We start from the raw sequence: 20,402 nt of genomic DNA on the forward strand, positions 1-20,402 counted from the left end.
TTTCCTTAAATCACGATCAGGTCGGCTTGCAACGCGCCGGCCTGCTTCAGGGCTTCAAGAATGGCCATCAAGTCGCCCGGCGCCGCGCCGACCTGGTTCACCGCCCGGACAATCTCATCCAGGGTGGTGCCCGGGCCGAACTTGAACATCGGCTTGGCTTCCTGTTCGGCATTGACCCGCGAGCGCGGAACCACGGCGGTCTGGCCGTTGGACAATGGCCCCGGCTGGCTGACGATCGGGTCTTCGGTGATGGTCACGGTCAGGCTGCCGTGGGTCACGGCGGCCGGCGAGACCTTGACGTTCTGGCCGATCACGATGGTGCCGGTACGCGAATTGATGATGACTTTCGCCACCGCCTGGCCCGGATCGACCTCGAGGTTTTCGAGGATCGACAGGTAGTCGACGCGCTGGCTCGGGTCCAGTGGCGCGGTGACGCGAATCGAGCCACCGTCGATGGCCTGGGCCACGCCTGGGCCGAGCATGTCGTTGATCTTGTCGACGATGCGCTTGGCCGTGGTGAAGTCGGAACGGTTGAGGTTCAAGGTCAGGCTGTTGCCCTGGTTGAAGCCGCTCGGCACGGCACGTTCAACCGACGCACCGCCGGGAATACGGCCCGCCGACGGAACGTTGACGGTGATCTTCGAACCGTCGCGACCCTCGGCATCGAACCCGCCCACCACCAGGTTGCCCTGGGCGATGGCGTAGACGTTGCCGTCGATACCCTTGAGCGGGGTCAGCAGCAAGGTGCCGCCACGCAGGCTCTTGGAGTTACCGATGGACGAGACAGTGATATCCACTTGCTGGCCGGGCTTGGCGAACGGCGGCAGGTCGGCACTGATCGACACCGCCGCGACGTTCTTCAACTGCACGTTGCCGGAGCCGGCCGGCACCTTGATGCCGAACTGCGACAGCATGTTGTTGAAGGTCTGCAGGGTGAACGGAGTCTGGGTGGTCTGGTCACCGGTACCGTTCAGGCCCACGACCAGGCCGTAGCCGATCAACTGGTTGGAACGCACGCCGGAAATGCTGGCGATGTCCTTCAGGCGCTCGGCTTGAGCGGTGAAGGCTGCCGACATCACCAGGGCACCGATCAACAGCTGTTTAAGATTCAACTTGATCACCTAGAAAGGGAACTTCGGGCTGAGGAAGAAACGGTCGAACCAACCTGGCTGACTCGCATCGGCAAAGGCACCAGTGCCCGAATAGGTGATGCGCGCATCGGCCACGCGGGTCGACGGAACAGTGTTGTCGGTGGAAATGTCATCGGCGCGGACCATGCCAGCGATGCGCACCAGTTCGTCACCGGTATTGAGCGTCAGCCACTTCTCGCCGCGCACGGCGATGATGCCGTTGGGCAGTACATCGGCGACGGTCACGGTGATCGAACCGGTCAGGCTGTTGCTCTGGCCGGACTGGCTGTCGCCCTTGGAGGCGCGGTCGGAACCGTAGCCAGCGTTGAGGCTCAGGTCGCCGCCACCGATCGGGTTGTTGGTGGTCAGGCTGGAGCCGAACAACGACGTCAGGCCGACGCTGGTCTGGCTGCTCTTGTCGATCTGCGAGTTGGCGTTCTTGCTCGCCTGGGTCCGCTCGTTCAAGGTGATGGTGATGATGTCACCGACCCGGAAAGCCTTGCGGTCGCTGTACAGGTTCTGTTCGAAGCCAGCCTGGTAGATCGAGCCGTTATTGGCGGCAGCCGGCAACGGCGTGCGTGGCAACACCGGAGCGTAATACGGGTCATTGGGCTTGGGCGTTGGCGCGACACAGCCCGCCAGCGCGGTAACCCCACTCAATGCCAGAACAGATACAAAGCGATTCATGACCCTACCTCTTGGTGTTGCAGGCGACCCTGGGGCCGCCCTATCTACGTAATGACGGATTTAGCGACGTATTACAGGTTCTGCGTGACGAACGAGAGCATCTGGTCGGCGGTGGAGATCACCTTGGAGTTCATCTCGTAGGCGCGCTGAGTGGTGATCATGTTGACCATTTCCTCGACGGTGCTCACGTTGGAGGTTTCCAGGGTGTTCTGCAGCGTGGTGCCGAAACCGTTCAGGCCCGGGGTGCCGACTTGCGGCGCGCCGCTGGCGGCGGTCTCCAGGAACAGGTTGTTACCCACCGCCTGCAGGCCGGCCGGGTTGATGAAGTCAGCGGTCTGCAGGTTACCGATCACCTGCGCAGCCGGATTGCCCGCGATGGTGATGGACACGGTGCCGTCACGGCCCACGGTGAATGTCTGCGCATCGTTCGGGATGACGATGGCCGGCTCCAGGGCGAAACCGCTGGCGTTGACGATCTGGCCGTTGGAGTCGAGGTGGAAGGTACCGTCACGGGTGTAGGACGTGGTGCCGTCCGGCTGCAGGATCTGGAAGAAACCGCGACCGTCGATGGCCATGTCCAGCGGCTGCTCGGTGGTTTGCAGGCTACCGGCGTTGAAGTTTTTCTGGGTGCCGACAATGCGCACACCGGTACCCACTTGCAGGCCCGACGGCAATTCGCTGTCCTGGGTCGACTGGGCGCCTGGCTGGCGTTTTACCTGGTAGAGCAGGTCCTGGAACTCGGCGCGATCACGTTTGAAACCCGTGGTCGAAACGTTCGCCAGGTTGTTGGAAATAGTGGAAAGGTTGGTGTCCTGGGCGGACAGACCTGTTTTGGCAACCCAAAGAGCCGGAAGCATTCGATTCTCCTCATACGCCTGTTTTTCGGCGCAGCGCTGTAATTAATGATTAGATCTGCAAGACCCGAGCCATGGCCTCATCGCCTTCTTTGGCGGTGGTCATCATCTTGACGTGAAGCTCGAACTGCTTGGCCAGGGCCAGCACCGAAGTCATCTCATCCACGGCATTGACGTTGCTCGCTTCCTGGAACCCCGACACCAGCTGCACGTTGCCATCGATGGGCGCCGGCTGGCCGTCCTTGGAACGGATCGAGCCGTCCAGGCCTTTGGTCATGGTCTTGAGGTCCGGGTTGACCAGCTTGATGCGGTCCACCTCAGCCATTACCCGTGGGCCTTCACCCATGGCGCGGATGCTGATGGTGCCGTCCTGGCCGATTTCGATTTTCTGCTCTGGCGGCACGGCAATCGGACCGCCGTTGCCCATCACCGGCATGCCGTTGCCGGCGCGCAGCACGCCAAGGGCGTCGACGTTGAGGCTGCCGGTGCGCACGTAGCTTTCGCCACCGTCGGGGTTCTGCACGGCCATCCAGCCCGGCCCGCTGACCGCCACGTCCAGTTCACGGCCGGTTTCAATCAGCGCACCCGGGGTGAAATCGGTGGCAGGCCGTTCGGACATGGCAAACGCCCGCGCCGGAAAGCTGTCGCCGAACACCGGCATCGAACGTGCCTGCTCCAGGTCTTTCTGAAAACCGTTGGTGGAGATGTTCGCCAGGTTGTTGGCATGGGCCCGCTGCGCCAGTGCGTTCTGGCTGGCGCCGGTCATTGCCACATAAAGGTACTTGTCCACTGTCGTTCCTCTGCATGCCGGACGTTTGCCGTCCACTGCTGTGTTGCAGAGCCTTAAGCAATTAGCAGACCAACTTTTTTCTGGCGGGCCCAGCCCCTTGAAACCAAGGGCTCTGGGGTTTCAGTGGACATTGTTGAATGGGTGCCGAAGTCGAAAAACCGGCGGTGTCATGCCGCTAAGTGGCAAGCGCAGCCAAAGCATTGCCGAGTACATCCACTACCCGGTCCTGCTGCTCGTTGCTCAAACCGAGCCACATCGGCAGACGCAACAGACGCTCGGAATAACCGTCGGTGATGTCCATCGAGCCATGCACGCGCCCATAGCGCACGCCAGCGGGAGACGAGTGCAGCGGCACGTAATGGAACACCGGATAGATGGCGTGACGCTTGAGCTCATCAAGAATGGCCTGGCGATCCACCTCTGGGGCGAGGAGTACGTAGTACATATGCGCGTTGTGCTGGCAATCCTCAGGAATTATCGGGCGACGCAGCGCTCCTTGTTGCTCGAGGCCTGCCAGCGCCGCGTGGTAGTGGTCCCAGATTGCCAGGCGGCGGTCGGTGATGGCCTGGGCATCTTCCAACTGGGCCCAGAGGAAGGCTGCGGTCATTTCGCCGGGCAGGAATGAGGAGCCCACCTCCTGCCAGGTGTATTTGTCCACTTCGCCCCTGAAGAAACGACTGCGATCGGTGCCTTTTTCCCGGATGATCTCGGCTCGCACCGCCATGGCGGGATCATTGACCAGCAATGCCCCGCCCTCCCCCGAAATCACGTTCTTGGTCTCGTGAAAGCTGAAGGCCCCGAGTTCACCGATACTGCCCAGCGCCCGGCCCTTGTAGGTTGACATCACCCCTTGCGCGGCGTCTTCGACGACCGCCAGCCCATGCTTGCGCGCGATCGCCAGGATACTGTCCATTTCGCAAGCCACACCGGCGTAATGAACGGGCACGATAGCCCTGGTCCGCGAAGTGATCGCCGCCTCGATCAGGCGTTCGTCCAGGTTCAGCGTATCGGGACGTATATCGACGAAGACCGGCACCGCGCCGCGCAGCACAAAAGCGTTGGCCGTGGAGACAAAGGTAAAGGAAGGCAGGATGACTTCGTCGCCGGGCTGGATGTCCAGCAGCAAGGCGGCCATCTCCAGCGCAGCGGTGCATGAATGGGTGAGCAATGCCTTGTTGCAACCCGTGTGCGATTCCAGCCAGCGGTGACAACGCTTGGTGAACGGGCCATCGCCGGCGAGCATGTTGCCGAACTTGGCCTGGGCAATGTAATCCAGTTCCTTGCCGGTCATGTACGGACGGTTGAAGAATATCGTTTCGTTGCTCATTGCAAACGTCCCCAGGTGGGCAGGGTGATGGGTGGCGCATAACAGAAAACCTCAAACCGCACTGATCCGCCCACCTATCTGACTGCCTGTTTCAAGATTTTCGTAGAAGTATGGCGTGAACCCGGCCCTGTTCATGGCCTGCTGGGTTTCACCGATATCGTAGTCAACCCGATGCAGGTTGAACGCTTCACCGTCCCAGGTCGCGAAACCCGCACGGGGGTCGCCGTCACGGGGCTGGCCAACCGAACCGGGGTTGCAATAGACCTTGCCCTGCCCGCTCCACAAGTACTGGACATGGGTATGGCCCGAGGCGAAACACCGTCCGGGCAAGGGGCCGAAATACGCATCTGAAGGCCGCACGTATTCGTCCAGCGGATCGTTCCATCCGCCGTGGACGATGCTCAACTCGTGCTGCGTCGAGCGCTCCGGGAGCGATCCCAGCCAGGCCATGTTCTGCGAAGTGATGACGCCCCGCTGGTAGTCCAGGCAGGCATTGGCACTGTTGGAGCGAGGGCATCGCTCGTTCCTGGCCAGGTACCAGTCATGATTACCCATCACGGAGAAAATATTCCGCTCGCGCAAGGCCTCGCAACACTCGTTGACCTGGCTGTAATAACCGACCGTGTCGCCCAGACAGATAATCTGCGACACACCCAACTCATCCAGCCTGGCAAGCACCGTCCGCAGGGCACTGTAATTGCCATGGACGTCAGAAATGATCCCGATCATAGACCACGAAGTCCTCTATATAACGAACGGCGAAGCCATTACGGATGGCTGGCTGGCTGGGCGTCTTGCCCTCGAGGTAATAATCGAGGCACATCGCCGCCTCGTTGTAGCCGAATGCGCGACGTATCGAACTGGTCGAGGATATTCGCGGATTGATCTCCAGCAGACTCCATGAGCCGTCGCTGCCACGCCGGAACTGCAAGTTGGTCGGCCCCACCGGTTTGAACGCGTGGCACAACCGAATCACGGTCTGATCCAGCGAGTCATCCTGATACACCCAAGCCTTGGCGGTGGATCCGTCCGACGCCAGTCTGCGCTGGAACGCGATGATCGGACCGGCATCGCCCCGACCATCGCCAAACGCCGCCACGGTGAATTCATCAGCCGCGCTGCCAATGATCGGCTGCGCCATCAGGTGGTCACCGAGCAGTGCCGCGTGAGGCGTGAAATCGCGCTCCTGGTGAACCCAGACCAGCCCTTTGGAAGCGTAGCTCCTGCGCGGCTTGAGCAGGAACGGCAGCCCCAGGGCCGCCTTGAGCGAGTGAAAATCCCCCGACAACAGGCTCGGAATACGGCTGACATCACCAAGTTCCCGCAGCGCCTGGTCCATGGCCCACTTGTCCCTGGAAAGCTCGATCAGGTTCTGGTTGTTGAGCACCACCTGGCAGTCGAATGTGGCAAGCAACGCTCGGTTGTCCGAGAGCCAGTGGATGTCCTGTTCGATCCCCGGGATCAGCAGATCCACCTGGTGCCCGGCCAGTGTCTCGCCCAGCCATTGGCCGTACTCCGGGGCGGAGGTCAACGGGGCCTGCACGAACACATCGCTCCAGCCGCGACCAACCGCGTCGTCGTAGATATCGGTGCCGACCAGGCGCACAGCAGGGTCCGCCGCACGCAGCGACTTGAGCAGCCCGTAGCCCATGATGGCGCCTACGCCCGTCACCATGACGGTCTTCATGACAGACTCTCCCGCTGCACTTTCATCAGTTCAAAGCCACCGCGAATGTCTATTCGCGGAATAAAGCCTATTTGCTCGTAGAGCTCATCCCCACAGTCGAAGGGAGGCAGATCGGGAATATCGCTTTTTTCAGGCAGAAAGCGCACATCTATCGGCTTGCCAAACGCCTCGAAGGCGGCTTGGGCAATTTCGGAAAGACGCGGAGATTCGGGATGGCCGCAGTTGTACAGGCCAGCAATGCCTTTCTCCGCCACCCGCCCGCAGACCTCGGCGAGGTCACTCAGATGCAGGTAGTTGCGCCTGGCGTCGTTCTTCCCATACAACTGGACGGTTTGCCCCGCCTGAGCCTTGTCGGCGATGGCGTATAACAGCGGTTGGTGCGGCCGGCACTGCTCGCCGCTGTCGTAGACCTGGCTGATGCGCAGGATGGTCAACGCCATGCCCCTTTCCTGGCAATACAGGCTCGTCACTTCTTCAGCATGGCGTTTGGAAAGCGAATAGATGCCAAAATAGGGGTCCGTCGGCTGATGGCTGGCCCAACGCGACGACAGCAGAATGAAATGATGCGCCCCACACTGTTCGGCCAGACGACAGGCAGCCAATGCACCGGCACTGTTGACCCGTTCGGCGCGAATCAGATCATCTGGCTCGCTGCCGCCGAAATCAGCCGCTGCCAGCACAACCACGTCGAAGCGCTCGTCGCAGGCGCAGGGCTGCTGGCTATTCAAGTCAACGGCAATATCGGCGTCTCGGCGCCCCGCCAATTTGACCGGGCCATGGCGCGACAACGCCTGGGCGATGGCCTTGCCGATGACCGAAGTACTCCCTATGACCAGGCTTTTCATGATGGCGCGACTGTCGCTTCCAGCATCATTGCACAACACAGCTCTGGATAATCGATGCCCACGGTGCACATGGCCTGGATGATGTCCGGACTCAAGTTCAGCTCTTTCAATTGCCCGGTGGTGAAGGGTTTGAGAAATACGCCTTCCTTGCGCACCACTTGGAGCCCGGCGGCTTCAAGTTCCGCGGTCAGGGTCTGTAGTGAGTAGCTGCGCACATGACCCAACTCAAGATCACCACCGCCCAGGGCCGTCATGTCGCCAAGCAGCCCGGCAGCATGACCGAATCGCCGATGCAGGGACTCGCCGTTGGGAACCAGCACGAAGCAACGACCGCCGGGGGCGAGAAAACGCTTGAACCGTTGCAGTACAGTCTGTGGATCATCGACATGTTCAAGGATAAAACCCATCACGATCAGGTCGAAACGCTTGTCGGTGTCGAACGTCTCGAAATAACTTTCAACGACCTCGGCCGCATTGTCCGGGTATTGGCTCTTGAACTGGGCGATGACCGAGGCAGAACCATCGATGACCGTGTGCTCACTGAAGAACTGCGAAAATCGGTGGGTGCTGAAACCATGGCCGACACCCAGCTCCAGCAGGCTCTGCGTCTGGGTGCACAGCGCCATGATGCGTTGGGGATACCAGTTGAGAATGATGTTGTTGTCGTACGCGTAGCCAAAGCTGTCGCTGTAGGCTGCGATGAAGGTATCGAGATCGTTGCTCATGTCACATGCTCTCCGCTGAGTGACCAAGGTCATAATTTATAGAGATCAATCGGCCAACCACGCCCGCCGCCAGGTATCCAGACGCTCGCCTTCGAGCAGCCACTGCGCACGCACGCTTGACTGCAAGGCATCTCCCAGCGTCGCGGAAGCCTCACGGTCTCCCAGATGCAAGCGAATGGCGCGGATCCAGTCTTGCGCCTCGTTACTCACCCGGGACAGCGGCAACGCCTCACCGCCGACAAAACCCGGCACCCGGCTGCAAATGACCGGATGCCCGCAAGCGGCATGCTGGAGGACACGCAGGTCGCCCGAACAGGCATTACCCAGGTTTTGCGCCATGGGTACCAATGCAAGATCAAGATTCAGGGCTGCCATGGCCGCCGCCAACTGCTGCTGCGCGACAGCCGGGTGGCGCTCCTTCAGAAAAGGTTGCAGTGCCGCGGGGCAGTCACCCAACACCACGAAATCCACTTCGCCAGCGAATGCAGGCAGCACATTGGCCAGCAACTCGGCATCCTTGCCACCCAGCCAGCCCAGGCGCGGCTTGGCGCCCATGCGTCGTTTGCTTTGTACGCGCCCCCAGGCGGCCGGCAACAGGGTTTCCAGCACGCGGATATCATCGTGCTGGCCTTGCAGCAGTTCGGCCAGCTCTGGCGTGGGCACCAGCACCCGATCAGCCTGCATCATCCCGAACCGCAGGCGCTCCAGCAGCTCATCGGCGGAGTAATCACCCTTCAATTCCATCTGCGGCAGATAACCGTCCAGGTCGTAGACGGTGAATGCCTTGGAAAATGCTCTCAGACGGCTCAGGGCCAACAGCCCGGCATCATCCAGAGGACGCTGCAAGACCACGGTGGTCGGAGCCAGACGCTCGATTTCCACCGGTGATAGCACACTCGAAACAGCCGCGCCTTCGACCTGCCCCGCTTCAACCAATGTGCTGAATGGCTGGACCAGTCGTGAATAGGCCCCCACCTGCTGGTCAGTCACACAAACCAGGACCCTCGGCACGCTGCCTTGCAGCGGGTACCAGCAAAGGTCCTTGTTCTCGCGGACAAAACCTTCGCCTGCGCGCAAGGAAAAATTGGTGTTGTAGACGGGGTCGCGGGCCAGCTGCGGCAGCCAGCGGGCGAACAACGCCTCTTCCTGCTCGCTGTTGGCACGGGTAGTGTCTGGCAAAGCGTCCACCAACAGTCGTGCGTAAGGCGTCCAGACGTTCAGGTAACCGGCCTGCTGCAACTTCAGGCACAGGTCCACATGGGTCCATGGCGCCAGCAGTGGATCGGTATCGAAACCACCGGCCTCAAGAAACAGCGCTCGCCGCAGCATCAGGCATTCGCCGCCCACCGCCGAGCAGTTCTGCTCAAGCCCGAGACGGCCCATGTAACCTTCGGCCTGGGCTGACAAGCCTGCAAAAGCCCGACCGACAATGCCACCCAGCCCCAACACAAGACCTGCCTGGCGTATACGCCCCTGGCTATCCTGCAACGTGCCGCCCACCGCGCCGACTTCCGGGCGCTGGGCTTGATTGAGCAACGCCTGTAACCAACCCGGCTCAAGCACAGCGCTTTGTGCATCGAGCCAGAGCAGGTACTCGCCGCGGGCCTCTTGGGCCGCCGCGTTGCACATCGCCGCACGGGACTGCCCCGGCATGAAACGCAACGCCTGGAAACGGCCTGCGCCCATTTGCTCGACCAGGCCCAGCCACTCCAGCAAGGCGGGATCGTCGTTGCCCGGCTCAATCAGCAAGACCTCGAAGTCCACCGCATCGGTCTGCGTCAACAGGCTTTCCAGGCAGCGCTGGAAATTCCCCAACTGGCCTTCCAGGCAGATCAGGATGCTGACCGAAGCCTGCCGCTCGTGACCGTAATCGATACGATAACGACCCGGCGCATTGTCCAGTGCAACCGCTCGCGCCTGAGCGTAGCCACGCGCCTTGAGATGCGCGTCGATGACCGCGCGCTCATCGGCGCATTCCGCCTGGCGCACCTCGTTGGCGATCAACAGGGGTTCGCTGACGTGGCCAATACTGCCCAGCCCTTGCTCGCTGATCAGGCGCAATTGGTAGGCCAGTTCAAAGGCTTCACCGCAGGCAGGGTCAAAACCGCTCAAGCGCACCAGCGCCTCACGACGGAACATCCAGTGACGGCAGAGCCCGGCCGGAAACGCCAGGAGCAGATCGAGGTTAAGGTCAGGCCGCAACGACAGGTCGACCACCCCGCCTATACGCAGCGCCTCGTCGGCGTAAACCGCCAGGCAACTGTCAGGCGCATCCAGCAGATTCTGAGCCGTCACCAGCAAACCTGCGGCGGTGAACTCTTCGCCCGCCTCGACCAGCAAGCACCAGTCGGTCTGGATGCCTTCGAGCAAGTCATTGATGGCGGCCGCCGGTTGCCGCGGATCACAGGCCAGCCACTGGACGTTGGCACGCCCCGGATCAACATCCCCCGTCACGCACACATGGATGCGCTGGTACAACTGGCGATCCAGGCTGTCGAGGGTGTGAGCCAGCGCCAACTGATTGCCGTTATCGCGAACCAGGACCGTGAAGTCAGGCGCCGCCGCGTTTGCCAAGCGTTCATTGACCAGGCGCAATTGTTGCGCCGTCGGGTAGCGTTGGCGCAACCAGTCAAGCGAGCCCAGACGGTTGCCGACCGCCTCCCGGGCGGCGGTTGCCTGGGTTTTGGTAATAAACACGTCCAACTGCTGCCAGAAAGAGGCGGTGCGTTCAACGTAGCGGTGCAAGGCCTCACCGAGGCCTGCACGGGCGTGTTCCAGGGCGTCCGGCTGATCGAACATGGCAAAGCCGACACTGCCGAAGAAACTGTTGTCGAGCAGTGGTTGGTCGACACCGTGCCCTGGAATGAAAATCACTGGGCAACCGCACAGCACGGCCATCACGCAGGTCATCGACCACTCGTAGCTGTACATCACCTCGGCGCTGCGCAGAACCTTGGCCAGCTCGGGCAGGGACAAAGGATTGGCCATGCTCAGCAGGCGGATATCCGCTGGCAGCCGGGAGTAATCGATCTGTTCCAGCGGGTGGCGGTTCTGGTAAAGGTAGCTGCCCTTGCGCTCGGCTCCAGCGCCGACAGACGAGAACATTTCGATATCGATCGCTGGCAGGCACAACAGGTCGCCATCAGGGTCGCCACGATGTTCGGCGAGCCTGGATGCGTAATAGAAAAACAAATCGTTGGGCGCGGCGTCCATGCCTTTCCCGGTAAGGAACCCTTCGAAGTTCAGCAGGAAACGCGCCACCACCGAACAGTTGAGCGGATTGCCCGGGAACACTTCGGGATAGACCGCGATCGGCACCTTGCCCGCTGCGATATGGCGCTGTTTGATCGCGGAAGTGATTACCGGGGTCTTGAGGTCCGGATTGACCACTTCAGTGCCGCAGATGTAGGCCTCGCGACCACTGAGGTTGAGCATATGGCAGAGGTAGTGCAGCGAGACGACGCCCGACGACGATTCCCGGTAGGCAGGTGCCAGGAAGTAGTATGGATGCTCGGGTTTGGCATACATCAGCCGTAGACGCGCCAACGCCTGTTCGAGCGAATGAGCGTCCAGCTGCGCGAGGTTCGACATCGGGTGCAATCTCCAGAATCAAATCAAAAGGGTGTCACTGGCAAAGGCACCGTCAGGCAGCCCCTTTCTCCAGAAAAGCCGGAGCATCCGCGCCGGTGTTGAACAACAGGTCGATGACACTGACTGCATGCTGGAAGTCGCCGTATACCTGCGGATATTCGGGATAGCCGGTGTAGGTCATATATGAAATCTCGATACCGCTGGCGGCAAAGGCCGCTTCGTCGAGGTAATGACTGGCTGCGGGTCCCGAGAGGTACTCGCTGGCGCCGAGGTTCTGGCACAGGTGAATCAGGCGCTCATTCTTGCCCGCCACGCCACCCAGTTCCTCGGAACGGTAAAGCGGCGTATGAATGCCCAACAGGGGACACAAGCCGGCGATAAAAAGCTGATTGATACGGGTCAGGTGGGTAAAGTCGGCGGCCTGCTCGTAGAGCGCGCGAATCGGCCCCTCCATCTGCGCAAAACACGCCGCGCGCCGGTAGCTTTGTTCGATGGTCTTCCAGTGCGCGGCGGCCCAGTCTGGACTGCTGACCTGGGCTTCATTGATCAACTGGCCGAGACGGCCCTTCGTCGTGACCGGGATGCTCAGCCAGTGTTCGCCTTGGGCAGTCTTGATCTTGTTGCGGTTGCGCCAGTCGTTGCGGGTGTACTGGACGTCGTCATAAAGGATGAACGCATCGACGCTGCGGATCATGTCGAAATAGCCCTTCCAGGGAATGTAATTCGACTGCACCACAGCTATTTTCTTATGCATCCTGAACCTCACGTACGCAGCGGAAACCGGGGGCTCTGCCCTGTCAAAAAATCGCCACCGAACATGAATAAGCGGGGGACAGGACGGGATACAGCAAATCTCATACCAGCTGCTGCCAGCGAGCGCGCCCCGCCCGCTGTGGTTGCGCGCTAGGGCTCGGTCTTGCCCACCTCATACTCGCGCAGCTTATTGGCAATAGTCGTATGGGAAACCCCCAACCGCTTGCCCAGCTGGCGACTGCTCGGGTGTTCGGAGTACAAGCGCTCCAGCACCGCTTTCTCGAAACGGCCGACGATCTCGTCAAGCCCGCCCTCCAGGGAAAAGTCGCCAAGGGGTTGGCGCACGCCGTAGTCCGGCAGGCGGATGTGCTCGGCCTTGACCTTTGCGCCGTCGCACAGGGAAACGGCCTGGAACAGCACGTTTTCCAACTGCCGGACGTTGCCCGGCCAATGGTAATGGCTGAGGCGGTCCATCGCCGCCGGGGCAAGCCTTGGCAGCGGACAGCCGATCTGGCGACTGGCCTGGTCGAGAAAATGTTCCACCAATGGTTCCAGCCCATCGAGGCATTCGCGCAGCGGTGGGATATGCAAGGAAAGCACGTTCAAGCGGTGGTACAGATCCTGACGGAATTCCCCTCGGGCGCAGAGTTCGGACAAGTCGACCTGGGTCGCGCAGATCACCCTGACATCCAGGTAGACCTCTTCGTCACTGCCGACGCGACGAAAGCATCCGTCCTGCAAAAAGCGCAGCAGTTTCACTTGCAGGCGCGGGCTCATTTCCCCAACGCCGTCGAGGAACAGCGTGCCTCCCGCAGTCAATTCCAACAGGCCGAGCTTGCCTTCGGCCCGGGCACCTTCAAATGCCCCGGGGCCGTAGCCGAACAACTCGGTCTCGGCCATGGACTCCGGCAGCCCGGCGCAGTTGAGCGCCATCAGCGGTGACTGCCCGCGCGGACTGGCAAGGTGACAGGCGCGGGCCAGCAGCTCCTTGCCGGTGCCGGTTTCGCCTTCTATCAGCAGCGGCGCGTCCAGCGGGGCCATGCGCCGCGCCTCGCGAACCACTGCCGCCATCACTTTCGAACTCTGGAAAATGCTGTCGAAGCCGCGCAGCTCCTGCTTGCGCACATTGTAGATACGCTCGCCCACCCGGTCGGCGCGGTGCAGGGTCAGCACCGCGCCGGCCATGGCTTCGCTGTCGTCGTGCTCCGACTGCAGCGGGGCGATGTCCGCCAGGAACACATCGCCCTTGACCTTGACGCGCAGCCCGTTGATACGCGATTGGTTGGCGCGCACCAGTTCCGGCAAGTCGAAGTCCTCGGCGTAGCGGGACAGCGGGATGCCCGGCACTTCGTCGACCCGCACCCCGAGCAACTGCGCCGCCGCCCGATTGGCCGCGACAATAGAGCCGCCCATGTCGATGGACAGTACTGGAAACTCGAGGGCGCCGAGCAAGGCGTTGAGCTCCATATGCCGACGCTCGCTGGGCATCAGCCCTACCCGCTTGACGCCGAATACCCCGGCGATCCCTTCGAACTTCGGACGCAACGCCTGGAACTGGATATTGATCAGGTTCGGGCAGTGCAGGTAGATCGCATTGCCGTGCTCGCCACCGACCTCGCCCCGGGCGACGTTGATGCCGTACTCCACCAAAAGGTTGAGGATGTCCCGCAGGATGCCGATGCGATTCTGGCAATGGACTTTGATGCGCATAAGAGGGCCCAGGTGCATATGAGTAGAAAAGCGCGCCATTCCAGCCCCTCTGTGGCGAGGGAGCTTGCTCCCGCTGGGCTGCGCAGCAGACCCAAAACAGGGGCCGCTTCGCGCCCCAGCGGGAGCAAGCTCCCTCGCCACAAGTTTTTTCGGCGCAACAGCGCAAATAGTCGTCAAGATTATGTGACAGATGTAGGCCGTTTCCCACCTGAAAACCCCGTAAAGATCGCTGCACCCGCCAACTCGTAACGAAAACTTTACGGATTAACCCATCCTTCCCCCAATCCATCGTCGCCAGGCCGATGCGCATTCCGCAGCTTCGAGTTATCTCTAATGCATCGCTGGACATAACAAAAAACAAAGTCTTCCCCTTGAGGGATAACAGCAGGAGAGCAGCATGAAGCAGACGCAATACGTGGCCCGCGAGCCCGATGCGCAAGGTTTTATCGACTACCCCGCCGAAGAACACGCGGTGTGGAATACGCTGATCACCCGCCAGTTGAAAGTCATTGAAGGCCGTGCGTGCCAGGAATACCTGGACGGCATCGACAAGCTTGGCCTGCCCCACGACCGCATTCCGCAACTGGGAGAAATCAACAAGGTGCTCGGCGAGACCACGGGCTGGCAAGTCGCCCGGGTACCGGCCCTGATCCCGTTCCAGACGTTTTTCGAACTGCTCGCCAGCAAACAGTTTCCGGTCGCGACGTTCATTCGTACCCGTGAAGAACTCGATTACCTGCAAGAGCCGGACATTTTCCACGAGATCTTCGGCCACTGCCCGTTACTGACCAACCCGTGGTTCGCTGAATTTACCCACACCTACGGCAAACTTGGCCTACAGGCTTCCAAGGAGGAACGCGTCTACCTGGCGCGCCTCTACTGGATGACCATCGAGTTCGGCCTGGTGGATACCCCGCACGGTCGGCGCATCTACGGCGGCGGCATCCTGTCTTCCCCCAGGGAAACCGTTTATTGCCTGTCGGACGAGCCGGAGCATCAAGCCTTCGACCCGCTGGAGGCCATGCGCACGCCGTATCGCATCGACATCCTGCAGCCGGTGTATTTCGTCCTGCCCGAGCTCAAGCGCCTGTTCGACCTGGCCCACGAGGACATCATGGACATGGTCAGGCGCGGCCGGGAACTGGGCCTGCACGCGCCGAAATTTCCACCGAAAGCCGCGTGAGCCGCTACTTTTGCTTTCAATTGAGTCTGTTGCGCCACGCGGCTTTGCTTTAGCGTGGGCGCATCGACGTTTTCCAAATATTCGATCCGGGAACACACCATGAACACTCTGAACCAAGCCCATTGCGAAGCCTGCCGCGCCGATGCCCCGCAAGTCAGCGACGAAGAACTGCCGATCCTGATCAAGCAGATCCCCGACTGGAACATCGAAGTGCGCGACGGCGTGATGCAGCTGGAAAAGGTCTTCCTGTTCAAGAACTTCAAGCACGCCCTGGCGTTCACCAACGCGGTCGGTGAAATCTCCGAGGCTGAAGGGCATCACCCCGGCCTGCTCACCGAGTGGGGCAAAGTCACCGTGACCTGGTGGAGCCACTCCATCAAGGGTCTGCACCGCAACGACTTCATCATGGCCGCCCGTACCGACGATGTCGCCAAGACCGCCGAGGGTCGCAAGTAATGCATTTCGATGCCATCGGCCGCGTGCCCGGCGACCCGATCCTCGGCCTGATGGAGGCCTACGGGGCGGACAGCAATCCAGGCAAGTTCGACCTGGGCGTGGGCGTCTACAAGGATGCCCAGGGCCTGACGCCGATTCTCCAGTCAGTGAAACAGGCCGAGCAGCAGTTGGTGGACCGCCAGTTCACCAAGACCTACATCGGTGGTCATGGTGACGCCGCGTTCGGCCGGTTGATCAATGAACTGGTGCTCGGCACCGATTCAGCGTTGCTCGCCGAGAAACGCGCCGGCGCCACCCAGACACCGGGCGGTACCGGCGCCCTGCGCTTGAGCGCCGACTTCATCGCCCAGTGCCTGCCGGGCCGCGGCGTCTGGTTGAGCAACCCGACCTGGCCGATCCACGAAACCATTTTCGCCGCCGCTGGCGTCAAGGCCAGCCACTACCCCTACGTCGGTGCCGACAACCGCCTGGATTTCGAGGCAATGCTGGCAACCCTGAGCCAGGTGCCAAAGGGTGACGTAGTACTGCTGCACGCCTGTTGCCACAACCCCACCGGTTTCGACCTGACCCATGAGCAATGGCGCCAGGTGCTCGACGTGGTGCGCAGCCGCAGCCTGCTGCCGCTGATCGACTTCGCCTACCAGGGCTTTGGCGACGGACTGGAGCAGGACGCCTGGGCTGTGCGGTTGTTCGCCGAAGCGCTGCCCGAAGTACTGATCACCAGCTCATGCTCGAAGAACTTCGGTCTTTATCGCGACCGCACCGGTGCGCTGATCGTCTGCGCCCACGATGGCGAGAAACTGGTCGACATCCGCAGTCAACTGGCGAACATCGCCCGTAACCTGTGGTCGACGCCGCCGGATCATGGCGCGGCGGTGGTGGCGACGATCCTTGGCAATCCGGAACTCAAGGGCCTGTGGGCCGACGAAGTGGAAGCCATGCGCCTGCGCATCGCTCAGTTGCGCAGCGGCCTGCTGGAAGCGCTCGAACCCCACGGCCTGCGCGAACGCTTCGCCCACATGGGGGTGCAACGCGGTATGTTTTCCTACACCGGCCTCTCGCCGGAACAGGTCGGGCACCTGCGCGAGCGCCATAGCGTCTACATGGTCGGCACCGGGCGGGCCAACGTCGCCGGCATCGACGCGACGCGCCTGGATGCGTTGGCGCTGGCGATTGCGGATGTTTGCCGTTAACCCAGCAGGCTATTGCCGTTGTGGCGAGGAAGCTTGCTCCCGCTCGGCGGCGCAGCCGTCGTGAATTGGCTAACGCGTTCCGTCTGAAGGAGTGCGTTGGCGCCTTTTGGGTCTGCTGCGCAGCCCAGCGGGAGCAAGCTCCCTCGCCACGAAAGCAACGCCAGGGTTCAAACCTGTGGCCCGGTCCATTCCTGCACAAACTGCCCGATATCTTCCTGCGGCGCCGCGCGCGCCTCTTTTTGCGGTGTACCCAGGTAAAGGAAGCCGATCACCTCCTCCCCTTCTTCCAGGCCCAGCCCCCGCGCTACGTGGGGCGAATACGCCAATTCCCCGGTACGCCACACCCCGCCAACGCCCTGGGCATAAGCGGCCAGCAAAATCCCATGGGCCGCACAACCGGCTGCCAGCAATTGCTCAGGCTTGGGAATCTTGAAATGGTCCTGCAATCGCGCGATCACCACCACGACCAAGGGCGCGCGCAGCGGGCCGTTGAGGGCCTTCTCCACCACGGCTTCCGGCACCAGTGGATCATTGAAGCGTGCCGCCTCGGCCAGCAGCTCACCCATGCGGTGACGTGCCTCGCCTTCGACGGTCAGGAAACGCCACGGGCGCAGTTGGCCGTGATCCGGCGCACGCATCGCTGCGGCGAACATGACCTGACGCTGTTCGGGCGTGGGCGCAGGGTCCACCAGACGCGGAACGGAAACACGGTTGAGCAAAGCGTCGAGAGCCTGCATCGGCGACCTCCTGGAAAAATGTTCGGCTATTCTAGTGGCTTGTGCCGCCAGTTCGTTAGTGCAAATTCAGTTGCAAGCAGCGCCGGGCGCCGGTTTACATGCCGCTTGTCGCAGGTAGAATGGCGCCCTTTCCCCTATCAGCCCGAGCGGACTTCATGGCGTTGCCGACCCTGCGGATCATTGGTTTCATCATCGGCATATTCCTGATCACCCTGGCGATCTTCATGATCGTGCCGATGGCCACGTTGCTGATCTACGAACGCACCAGCGACCTGCCATCATTCCTCTGGTCGAGCATGATTACCTTTGTCGCCGGCCTCGCGTTGATTCTTCCCGGACGCCCCGAGCACATCCATCTGCGCCCCCGGGACATGTACCTGCTGACGGTCAGCAGTTGGCTGGTGGTGTGTGTCTTTGCCGCGCTGCCGTTCTTGCTGACCCAGCACATCAGTTACACCGATTCGTTTTTCGAAAGCATGTCGGGCATTACCGCCACCGGTGCAACGGTCCTCAGCGGCCTGGACACGATGTCGCCGGGGATCCTGATGTGGCGCTCGCTGCTGCACTGGCTCGGCGGTATCGGCTTCATCGGCATGGCGGTGGCGATCCTGCCGCTGCTGCGCATCGGCGGCATGCGGCTGTTTCAGACCGAATCGTCCGATCGCTCGGAGAAAGTCATGCCGCGCTCCCACATGGTGGCGCGGCTGATCGTGGCCTCCTACGTCGGCATCACCATTCTCGGCACGCTGGCACTGTGGTGGGCCGGGATGAGTCTGTTCGATGCGATCAACCATTCGATGTCAGCCATTTCCACCGGCGGTTTTTCCACCTCCGACCTGTCCCTGGCCAAATGGACGCAACCGGCCGTGCATTGGGTCGCCATTGTCATCATGATCCTCGGCAGCCTGCCGTTCGCCCTCTACGTCTCGACCCTGCGCGGCAATCGTCGGGCACTGATCAAGGACCAGCAAGTCCAGGGGCTCATCGGCGTGCTGCTGGTCACCTGGCTGGTGCTCGGCACCTGGTATTGGGCCACCACCGACCTGCATTGGCTCGACGCCCTGCGGCACGTGGCGCTGAACGTGACGTCCATCGTCACCACCACCGGTTTTGCCTTGGGCGACTACAGCCTGTGGGGCAATTTCTCGCTGATGTTGTTCTTCTACCTGGGTTTCGTCGGCGGCTGCTCGGGTTCGACCGCCGGCGGGATCAAGATTTTCCGCTTCCAGGTTGCCTACATCCTGCTTCGGGCCAACCTTAACCAACTGATCCACCCGCGCGCGGTGATCAAGCAGAAATACAACGGTCACCGCCTCGACGAAGAAATCGTCCGGTCGATCCTGACATTCTCGTTCTTCTTCGCCATCACCATCTGCGTCATCGCGCTGCTGCTGTCGCTGCTGGGCGTCGAATGGATGACGGCACTGACCGGCGCGGCCAGTACCGTGTCCGGTGTCGGCCCGGGGCTTGGCGAGACCATCGGCCCGGCCGGCAACTTCGCCCCGCTGCCGGACGCCGCCAAGTGGATTCTTTCCGGCGGCATGCTGCTCGGCCGGCTGGAGATCATTACGGTGTTCGTGCTGTGTATTCCGGCGTTCTGGCGTCACTGACCGGCGTCGCGACAGCCCGCGCCCGGTATTCGCCGGGCGTGGTCCCGAACCAGCGCCGAAAGGCCCGGAAAAAATTGCTCGGGTCGGCAAACCCCAACAGATAAGCCACTTCCAGCAGCGTCATGGTCGGCTGCGCCAGGTACTGCTCGGCCAGTTCGCGGCGGGTGTCGTCCAGCAAGTTCTGGAAACTCGTGCCCTCATCCTGCAAGCGCCGCTGCAAGGTACGTTGCGACAAGTGCAGAGTCTGCGCGACCACGTCCCGCTTGGGCTCGCCCCGGGGCAGCAGCCGGCAGAGCACCTGCCGCGCCTGGTGGGTCACGCGGCTTTCGGAAAAGCGTGCGAGGTATTCGCCGGCAAACCGATCGTGGAGCTGCGCCATGGCCTCGTTGGCCGTGGGCAGCGGCGCCTCCATGTCCTCCTGCTGGAAAATCAGCGCGTCGTAGGGAGCATCGAACACCAGTGGCGCGCCAAAAGCCTGTTGATACGGTGCCAGGTCAACGGGTTCGGAACCCTGGAACAGTACCTTTACCGGATGCAAGGTGCGTCCGGTCAACCAGCTGCACAAGGACAGCGCGCAGGCCAGGGAGGCTTCGGCACTTTGCCGGGTCGGCGGAAGGTGATCGCCATGCACGGTGAGAATTAGCCCATAGCCCTCCTCCAGATGACGAAAACTCAAGTCGGCGCTTTCGGCAATGATCCGCTGATAGCGCACCAGCCGCTGGAAGCCCTCGACCAGCGTGCGGCTGGACATCAATGCATAACCGACCACATGGAACGATGCCGGGCGTACCACCTTGCCCATGTTCAGGCCGATGGCCGGATTGCCGGAACGAGCCACCGCCAATTGCCAGAGCCGCGTCATCGAGTCCTGGGTAAAGCGCGCGTCGGGATCCTCCAGCGCAGCAAAATCCAGCGCCAGTTGCTTGAACAGCGCCCGACAGTCCAGGCCGTCCATTTCCAACGCCTTGACAATCCCCATCGCCCAGCTTGAAGAAGTCGTTCGTTCGCTCATGACGTTTGCTTGCATGACGAGCCGCAGGGTACGGCTGGATTGGCGAAGGATATCAGTGTCCTGTCTTGCAAATACGTTCCTTTTTGACGAGTGGCTGTTGTCGTCAGGCAAG

The 20,402-nt window shown here is 61.6% G+C and carries 18 protein-coding genes; 4 read left to right on the forward strand and 14 right to left on the reverse strand.

All coding sequences use genetic code 11. The annotated features are described in order from the left end of the window. Window positions 1-5: 5 nt before the first annotated feature. The 12 genes from J3P97_RS19330 to J3P97_RS19385 form a co-directional block, all read right to left on the reverse strand. On the reverse strand, window positions 6-1,076 hold the full coding sequence (locus J3P97_RS19330; protein WP_434574135.1) for a flagellar basal body P-ring protein FlgI: 1,071 nt from the start codon (window positions 1,074-1,076) through the stop codon (window positions 6-8). Between the two features lie 45 nt (window positions 1,077-1,121). Beyond that, complete coding sequence (gene flgH, locus J3P97_RS19335; RefSeq protein WP_434572607.1) at window positions 1,122-1,817, reverse strand: flagellar basal body L-ring protein FlgH; 696 nt, start codon at window positions 1,815-1,817, stop codon at window positions 1,122-1,124. 71 nt (window positions 1,818-1,888) lie between these two features. Continuing rightward, window positions 1,889-2,674: a flagellar basal-body rod protein FlgG gene (gene flgG, locus J3P97_RS19340; RefSeq protein ID WP_434572605.1), complete on the reverse strand. Its 786-nt coding sequence runs from the start codon at window positions 2,672-2,674 to the stop codon at window positions 1,889-1,891. Window positions 2,675-2,723: 49 nt separating this feature from the next. Next, the gene (locus J3P97_RS19345; RefSeq protein ID WP_305499560.1) at window positions 2,724-3,461 is read right to left on the reverse strand and encodes a flagellar basal body rod protein FlgF; all 738 of its coding nucleotides are present in this window, start codon (window positions 3,459-3,461) and stop codon (window positions 2,724-2,726) included. A 175-nt stretch (window positions 3,462-3,636) separates the two neighbouring features. Then, the gene (gene rffA / locus J3P97_RS19350) at window positions 3,637-4,788 is read right to left on the reverse strand and encodes a dTDP-4-amino-4,6-dideoxygalactose transaminase (RefSeq protein ID WP_434672533.1); all 1,152 of its coding nucleotides are present in this window, start codon (window positions 4,786-4,788) and stop codon (window positions 3,637-3,639) included. Between the two features lie 51 nt (window positions 4,789-4,839). Continuing rightward, the gene (locus J3P97_RS19355; RefSeq protein WP_434672534.1) at window positions 4,840-5,517 is read right to left on the reverse strand and encodes a metallophosphoesterase family protein; all 678 of its coding nucleotides are present in this window, start codon (window positions 5,515-5,517) and stop codon (window positions 4,840-4,842) included. After that, a complete protein-coding gene (locus J3P97_RS19360; protein WP_434672535.1) occupies window positions 5,498-6,475 on the reverse strand; it encodes an ATP-grasp domain-containing protein in 978 nt (325 codons plus the stop codon). The genes J3P97_RS19355 and J3P97_RS19360 overlap by 20 nt, the downstream gene beginning before the upstream one ends. Then, a complete protein-coding gene (locus J3P97_RS19365; RefSeq protein ID WP_434572598.1) occupies window positions 6,472-7,320 on the reverse strand; it encodes an NAD-dependent epimerase/dehydratase family protein in 849 nt (282 codons plus the stop codon). Before J3P97_RS19365 ends, J3P97_RS19360 begins: the two co-directional genes overlap by 4 nt. Continuing rightward, on the reverse strand, window positions 7,317-8,045 hold the full coding sequence (locus J3P97_RS19370) for a class I SAM-dependent methyltransferase (protein WP_434572596.1): 729 nt from the start codon (window positions 8,043-8,045) through the stop codon (window positions 7,317-7,319). The genes J3P97_RS19365 and J3P97_RS19370 overlap by 4 nt, the downstream gene beginning before the upstream one ends. Window positions 8,046-8,090: 45 nt before the next feature. After that, window positions 8,091-11,636 carry a glycosyltransferase family 2 protein gene (locus J3P97_RS19375; protein ID WP_434672536.1) on the reverse strand — a complete coding sequence of 1,182 codons (3,546 nt, stop codon included), beginning with the start codon at window positions 11,634-11,636 and terminating at the stop codon, window positions 8,091-8,093. A gap of 52 nt (window positions 11,637-11,688) precedes the next feature. Continuing rightward, window positions 11,689-12,390 carry a WbqC family protein gene (locus J3P97_RS19380; protein WP_434672537.1) on the reverse strand — a complete coding sequence of 234 codons (702 nt, stop codon included), beginning with the start codon at window positions 12,388-12,390 and terminating at the stop codon, window positions 11,689-11,691. A gap of 149 nt (window positions 12,391-12,539) precedes the next feature. After that, window positions 12,540-14,099, reverse strand: coding sequence for a sigma-54-dependent transcriptional regulator (locus J3P97_RS19385; protein ID WP_434601483.1), 1,560 nt, complete (start codon window positions 14,097-14,099; stop codon window positions 12,540-12,542). 397 nt (window positions 14,100-14,496) lie between these two features. On the opposite strand from J3P97_RS19385, the gene phhA reads away from it, so the two are divergent. The 3 genes from phhA (at window position 14,497) to J3P97_RS19400 (ending at window position 16,931) form a co-directional block, all read left to right on the forward strand. Next, window positions 14,497-15,282 carry a phenylalanine 4-monooxygenase gene (gene phhA, locus J3P97_RS19390; protein WP_434672538.1) on the forward strand — a complete coding sequence of 262 codons (786 nt, stop codon included), beginning with the start codon at window positions 14,497-14,499 and terminating at the stop codon, window positions 15,280-15,282. Between the two features lie 99 nt (window positions 15,283-15,381). Continuing rightward, window positions 15,382-15,738, forward strand: a complete 357-nt coding sequence (locus J3P97_RS19395; RefSeq protein WP_055101412.1) for a 4a-hydroxytetrahydrobiopterin dehydratase — start codon at window positions 15,382-15,384, stop codon at window positions 15,736-15,738. Continuing rightward, window positions 15,738-16,931 (forward strand): amino acid aminotransferase, encoded by a 1,194-nt coding sequence (locus J3P97_RS19400; RefSeq protein ID WP_434672539.1) that lies wholly within the window; start codon window positions 15,738-15,740, stop codon window positions 16,929-16,931. The genes J3P97_RS19395 and J3P97_RS19400 overlap by 1 nt, the downstream gene beginning before the upstream one ends. A 167-nt stretch (window positions 16,932-17,098) precedes the next feature. Here the strand turns inward: J3P97_RS19400 and J3P97_RS19405 are convergent, their stop codons facing one another. Further along, entirely contained in the window at window positions 17,099-17,668 is a 570-nt protein-coding gene (locus J3P97_RS19405; protein ID WP_434672540.1) for an NAD(P)H nitroreductase, read from the reverse strand. Window positions 17,669-17,823: 155 nt separating this feature from the next. On the opposite strand from J3P97_RS19405, the gene J3P97_RS19410 reads away from it, so the two are divergent. Further along, window positions 17,824-19,278, forward strand: coding sequence for a TrkH family potassium uptake protein (locus J3P97_RS19410; protein WP_434601487.1), 1,455 nt, complete (start codon window positions 17,824-17,826; stop codon window positions 19,276-19,278). Here J3P97_RS19410 and J3P97_RS19415 read toward each other — a convergent pair. Then, a complete protein-coding gene (locus J3P97_RS19415; protein ID WP_434672541.1) occupies window positions 19,235-20,290 on the reverse strand; it encodes an AraC family transcriptional regulator in 1,056 nt (351 codons plus the stop codon). The two genes, J3P97_RS19410 and J3P97_RS19415, sit on opposite strands and share 44 nt — an antisense overlap. Between the last annotated feature and the right edge of the window lie 112 nt (window positions 20,291-20,402).

The sequence above is a fragment of the Pseudomonas sp. R1-15 genome (assembly GCF_051132085.1).
In the GTDB taxonomy this organism is placed as follows: Bacteria; Pseudomonadota; Gammaproteobacteria; order Pseudomonadales; family Pseudomonadaceae; genus Aquipseudomonas.

What these genes read in the sequence shown, in the direction of transcription:
- J3P97_RS19375 (WP_434672536.1), bottom strand. Translation starts at nt 11,636, where the DNA reads ATGTCGAACCTCGCGCAGCTGGACGCTCATTCGCTCGAACAGGCGTTG.
- J3P97_RS19415 (WP_434672541.1), bottom strand. Translation starts at nt 20,290, where the DNA reads ATGAGCGAACGAACGACTTCTTCAAGCTGGGCGATGGGGATTGTCAAG.
- J3P97_RS19355 (WP_434672534.1), bottom strand. Translation starts at nt 5,517, where the DNA reads ATGATCGGGATCATTTCTGACGTCCATGGCAATTACAGTGCCCTGCGG.
- J3P97_RS19410 (WP_434601487.1), top strand. Translation starts at nt 17,824, where the DNA reads ATGGCGTTGCCGACCCTGCGGATCATTGGTTTCATCATCGGCATATTC.
- J3P97_RS19330 (WP_434574135.1), bottom strand. Translation starts at nt 1,076, where the DNA reads ATGTCGGCAGCCTTCACCGCTCAAGCCGAGCGCCTGAAGGACATCGCC.
- J3P97_RS19370 (WP_434572596.1), bottom strand. Translation starts at nt 8,045, where the DNA reads ATGAGCAACGATCTCGATACCTTCATCGCAGCCTACAGCGACAGCTTT.
- J3P97_RS19395 (WP_055101412.1), top strand. Translation starts at nt 15,382, where the DNA reads ATGAACACTCTGAACCAAGCCCATTGCGAAGCCTGCCGCGCCGATGCC.
- rffA (WP_434672533.1), bottom strand. Translation starts at nt 4,788, where the DNA reads ATGAGCAACGAAACGATATTCTTCAACCGTCCGTACATGACCGGCAAG.
- flgG (WP_434572605.1), bottom strand. Translation starts at nt 2,674, where the DNA reads ATGCTTCCGGCTCTTTGGGTTGCCAAAACAGGTCTGTCCGCCCAGGAC.
- J3P97_RS19380 (WP_434672537.1), bottom strand. Translation starts at nt 12,390, where the DNA reads ATGCATAAGAAAATAGCTGTGGTGCAGTCGAATTACATTCCCTGGAAG.
- J3P97_RS19400 (WP_434672539.1), top strand. Translation starts at nt 15,738, where the DNA reads ATGCATTTCGATGCCATCGGCCGCGTGCCCGGCGACCCGATCCTCGGC.
- flgH (WP_434572607.1), bottom strand. Translation starts at nt 1,817, where the DNA reads ATGAATCGCTTTGTATCTGTTCTGGCATTGAGTGGGGTTACCGCGCTG.
- J3P97_RS19385 (WP_434601483.1), bottom strand. Translation starts at nt 14,099, where the DNA reads ATGCGCATCAAAGTCCATTGCCAGAATCGCATCGGCATCCTGCGGGAC.
- J3P97_RS19360 (WP_434672535.1), bottom strand. Translation starts at nt 6,475, where the DNA reads ATGAAGACCGTCATGGTGACGGGCGTAGGCGCCATCATGGGCTACGGG.
- phhA (WP_434672538.1), top strand. Translation starts at nt 14,497, where the DNA reads ATGAAGCAGACGCAATACGTGGCCCGCGAGCCCGATGCGCAAGGTTTT.
- J3P97_RS19365 (WP_434572598.1), bottom strand. Translation starts at nt 7,320, where the DNA reads ATGAAAAGCCTGGTCATAGGGAGTACTTCGGTCATCGGCAAGGCCATC.
- J3P97_RS19405 (WP_434672540.1), bottom strand. Translation starts at nt 17,668, where the DNA reads ATGCAGGCTCTCGACGCTTTGCTCAACCGTGTTTCCGTTCCGCGTCTG.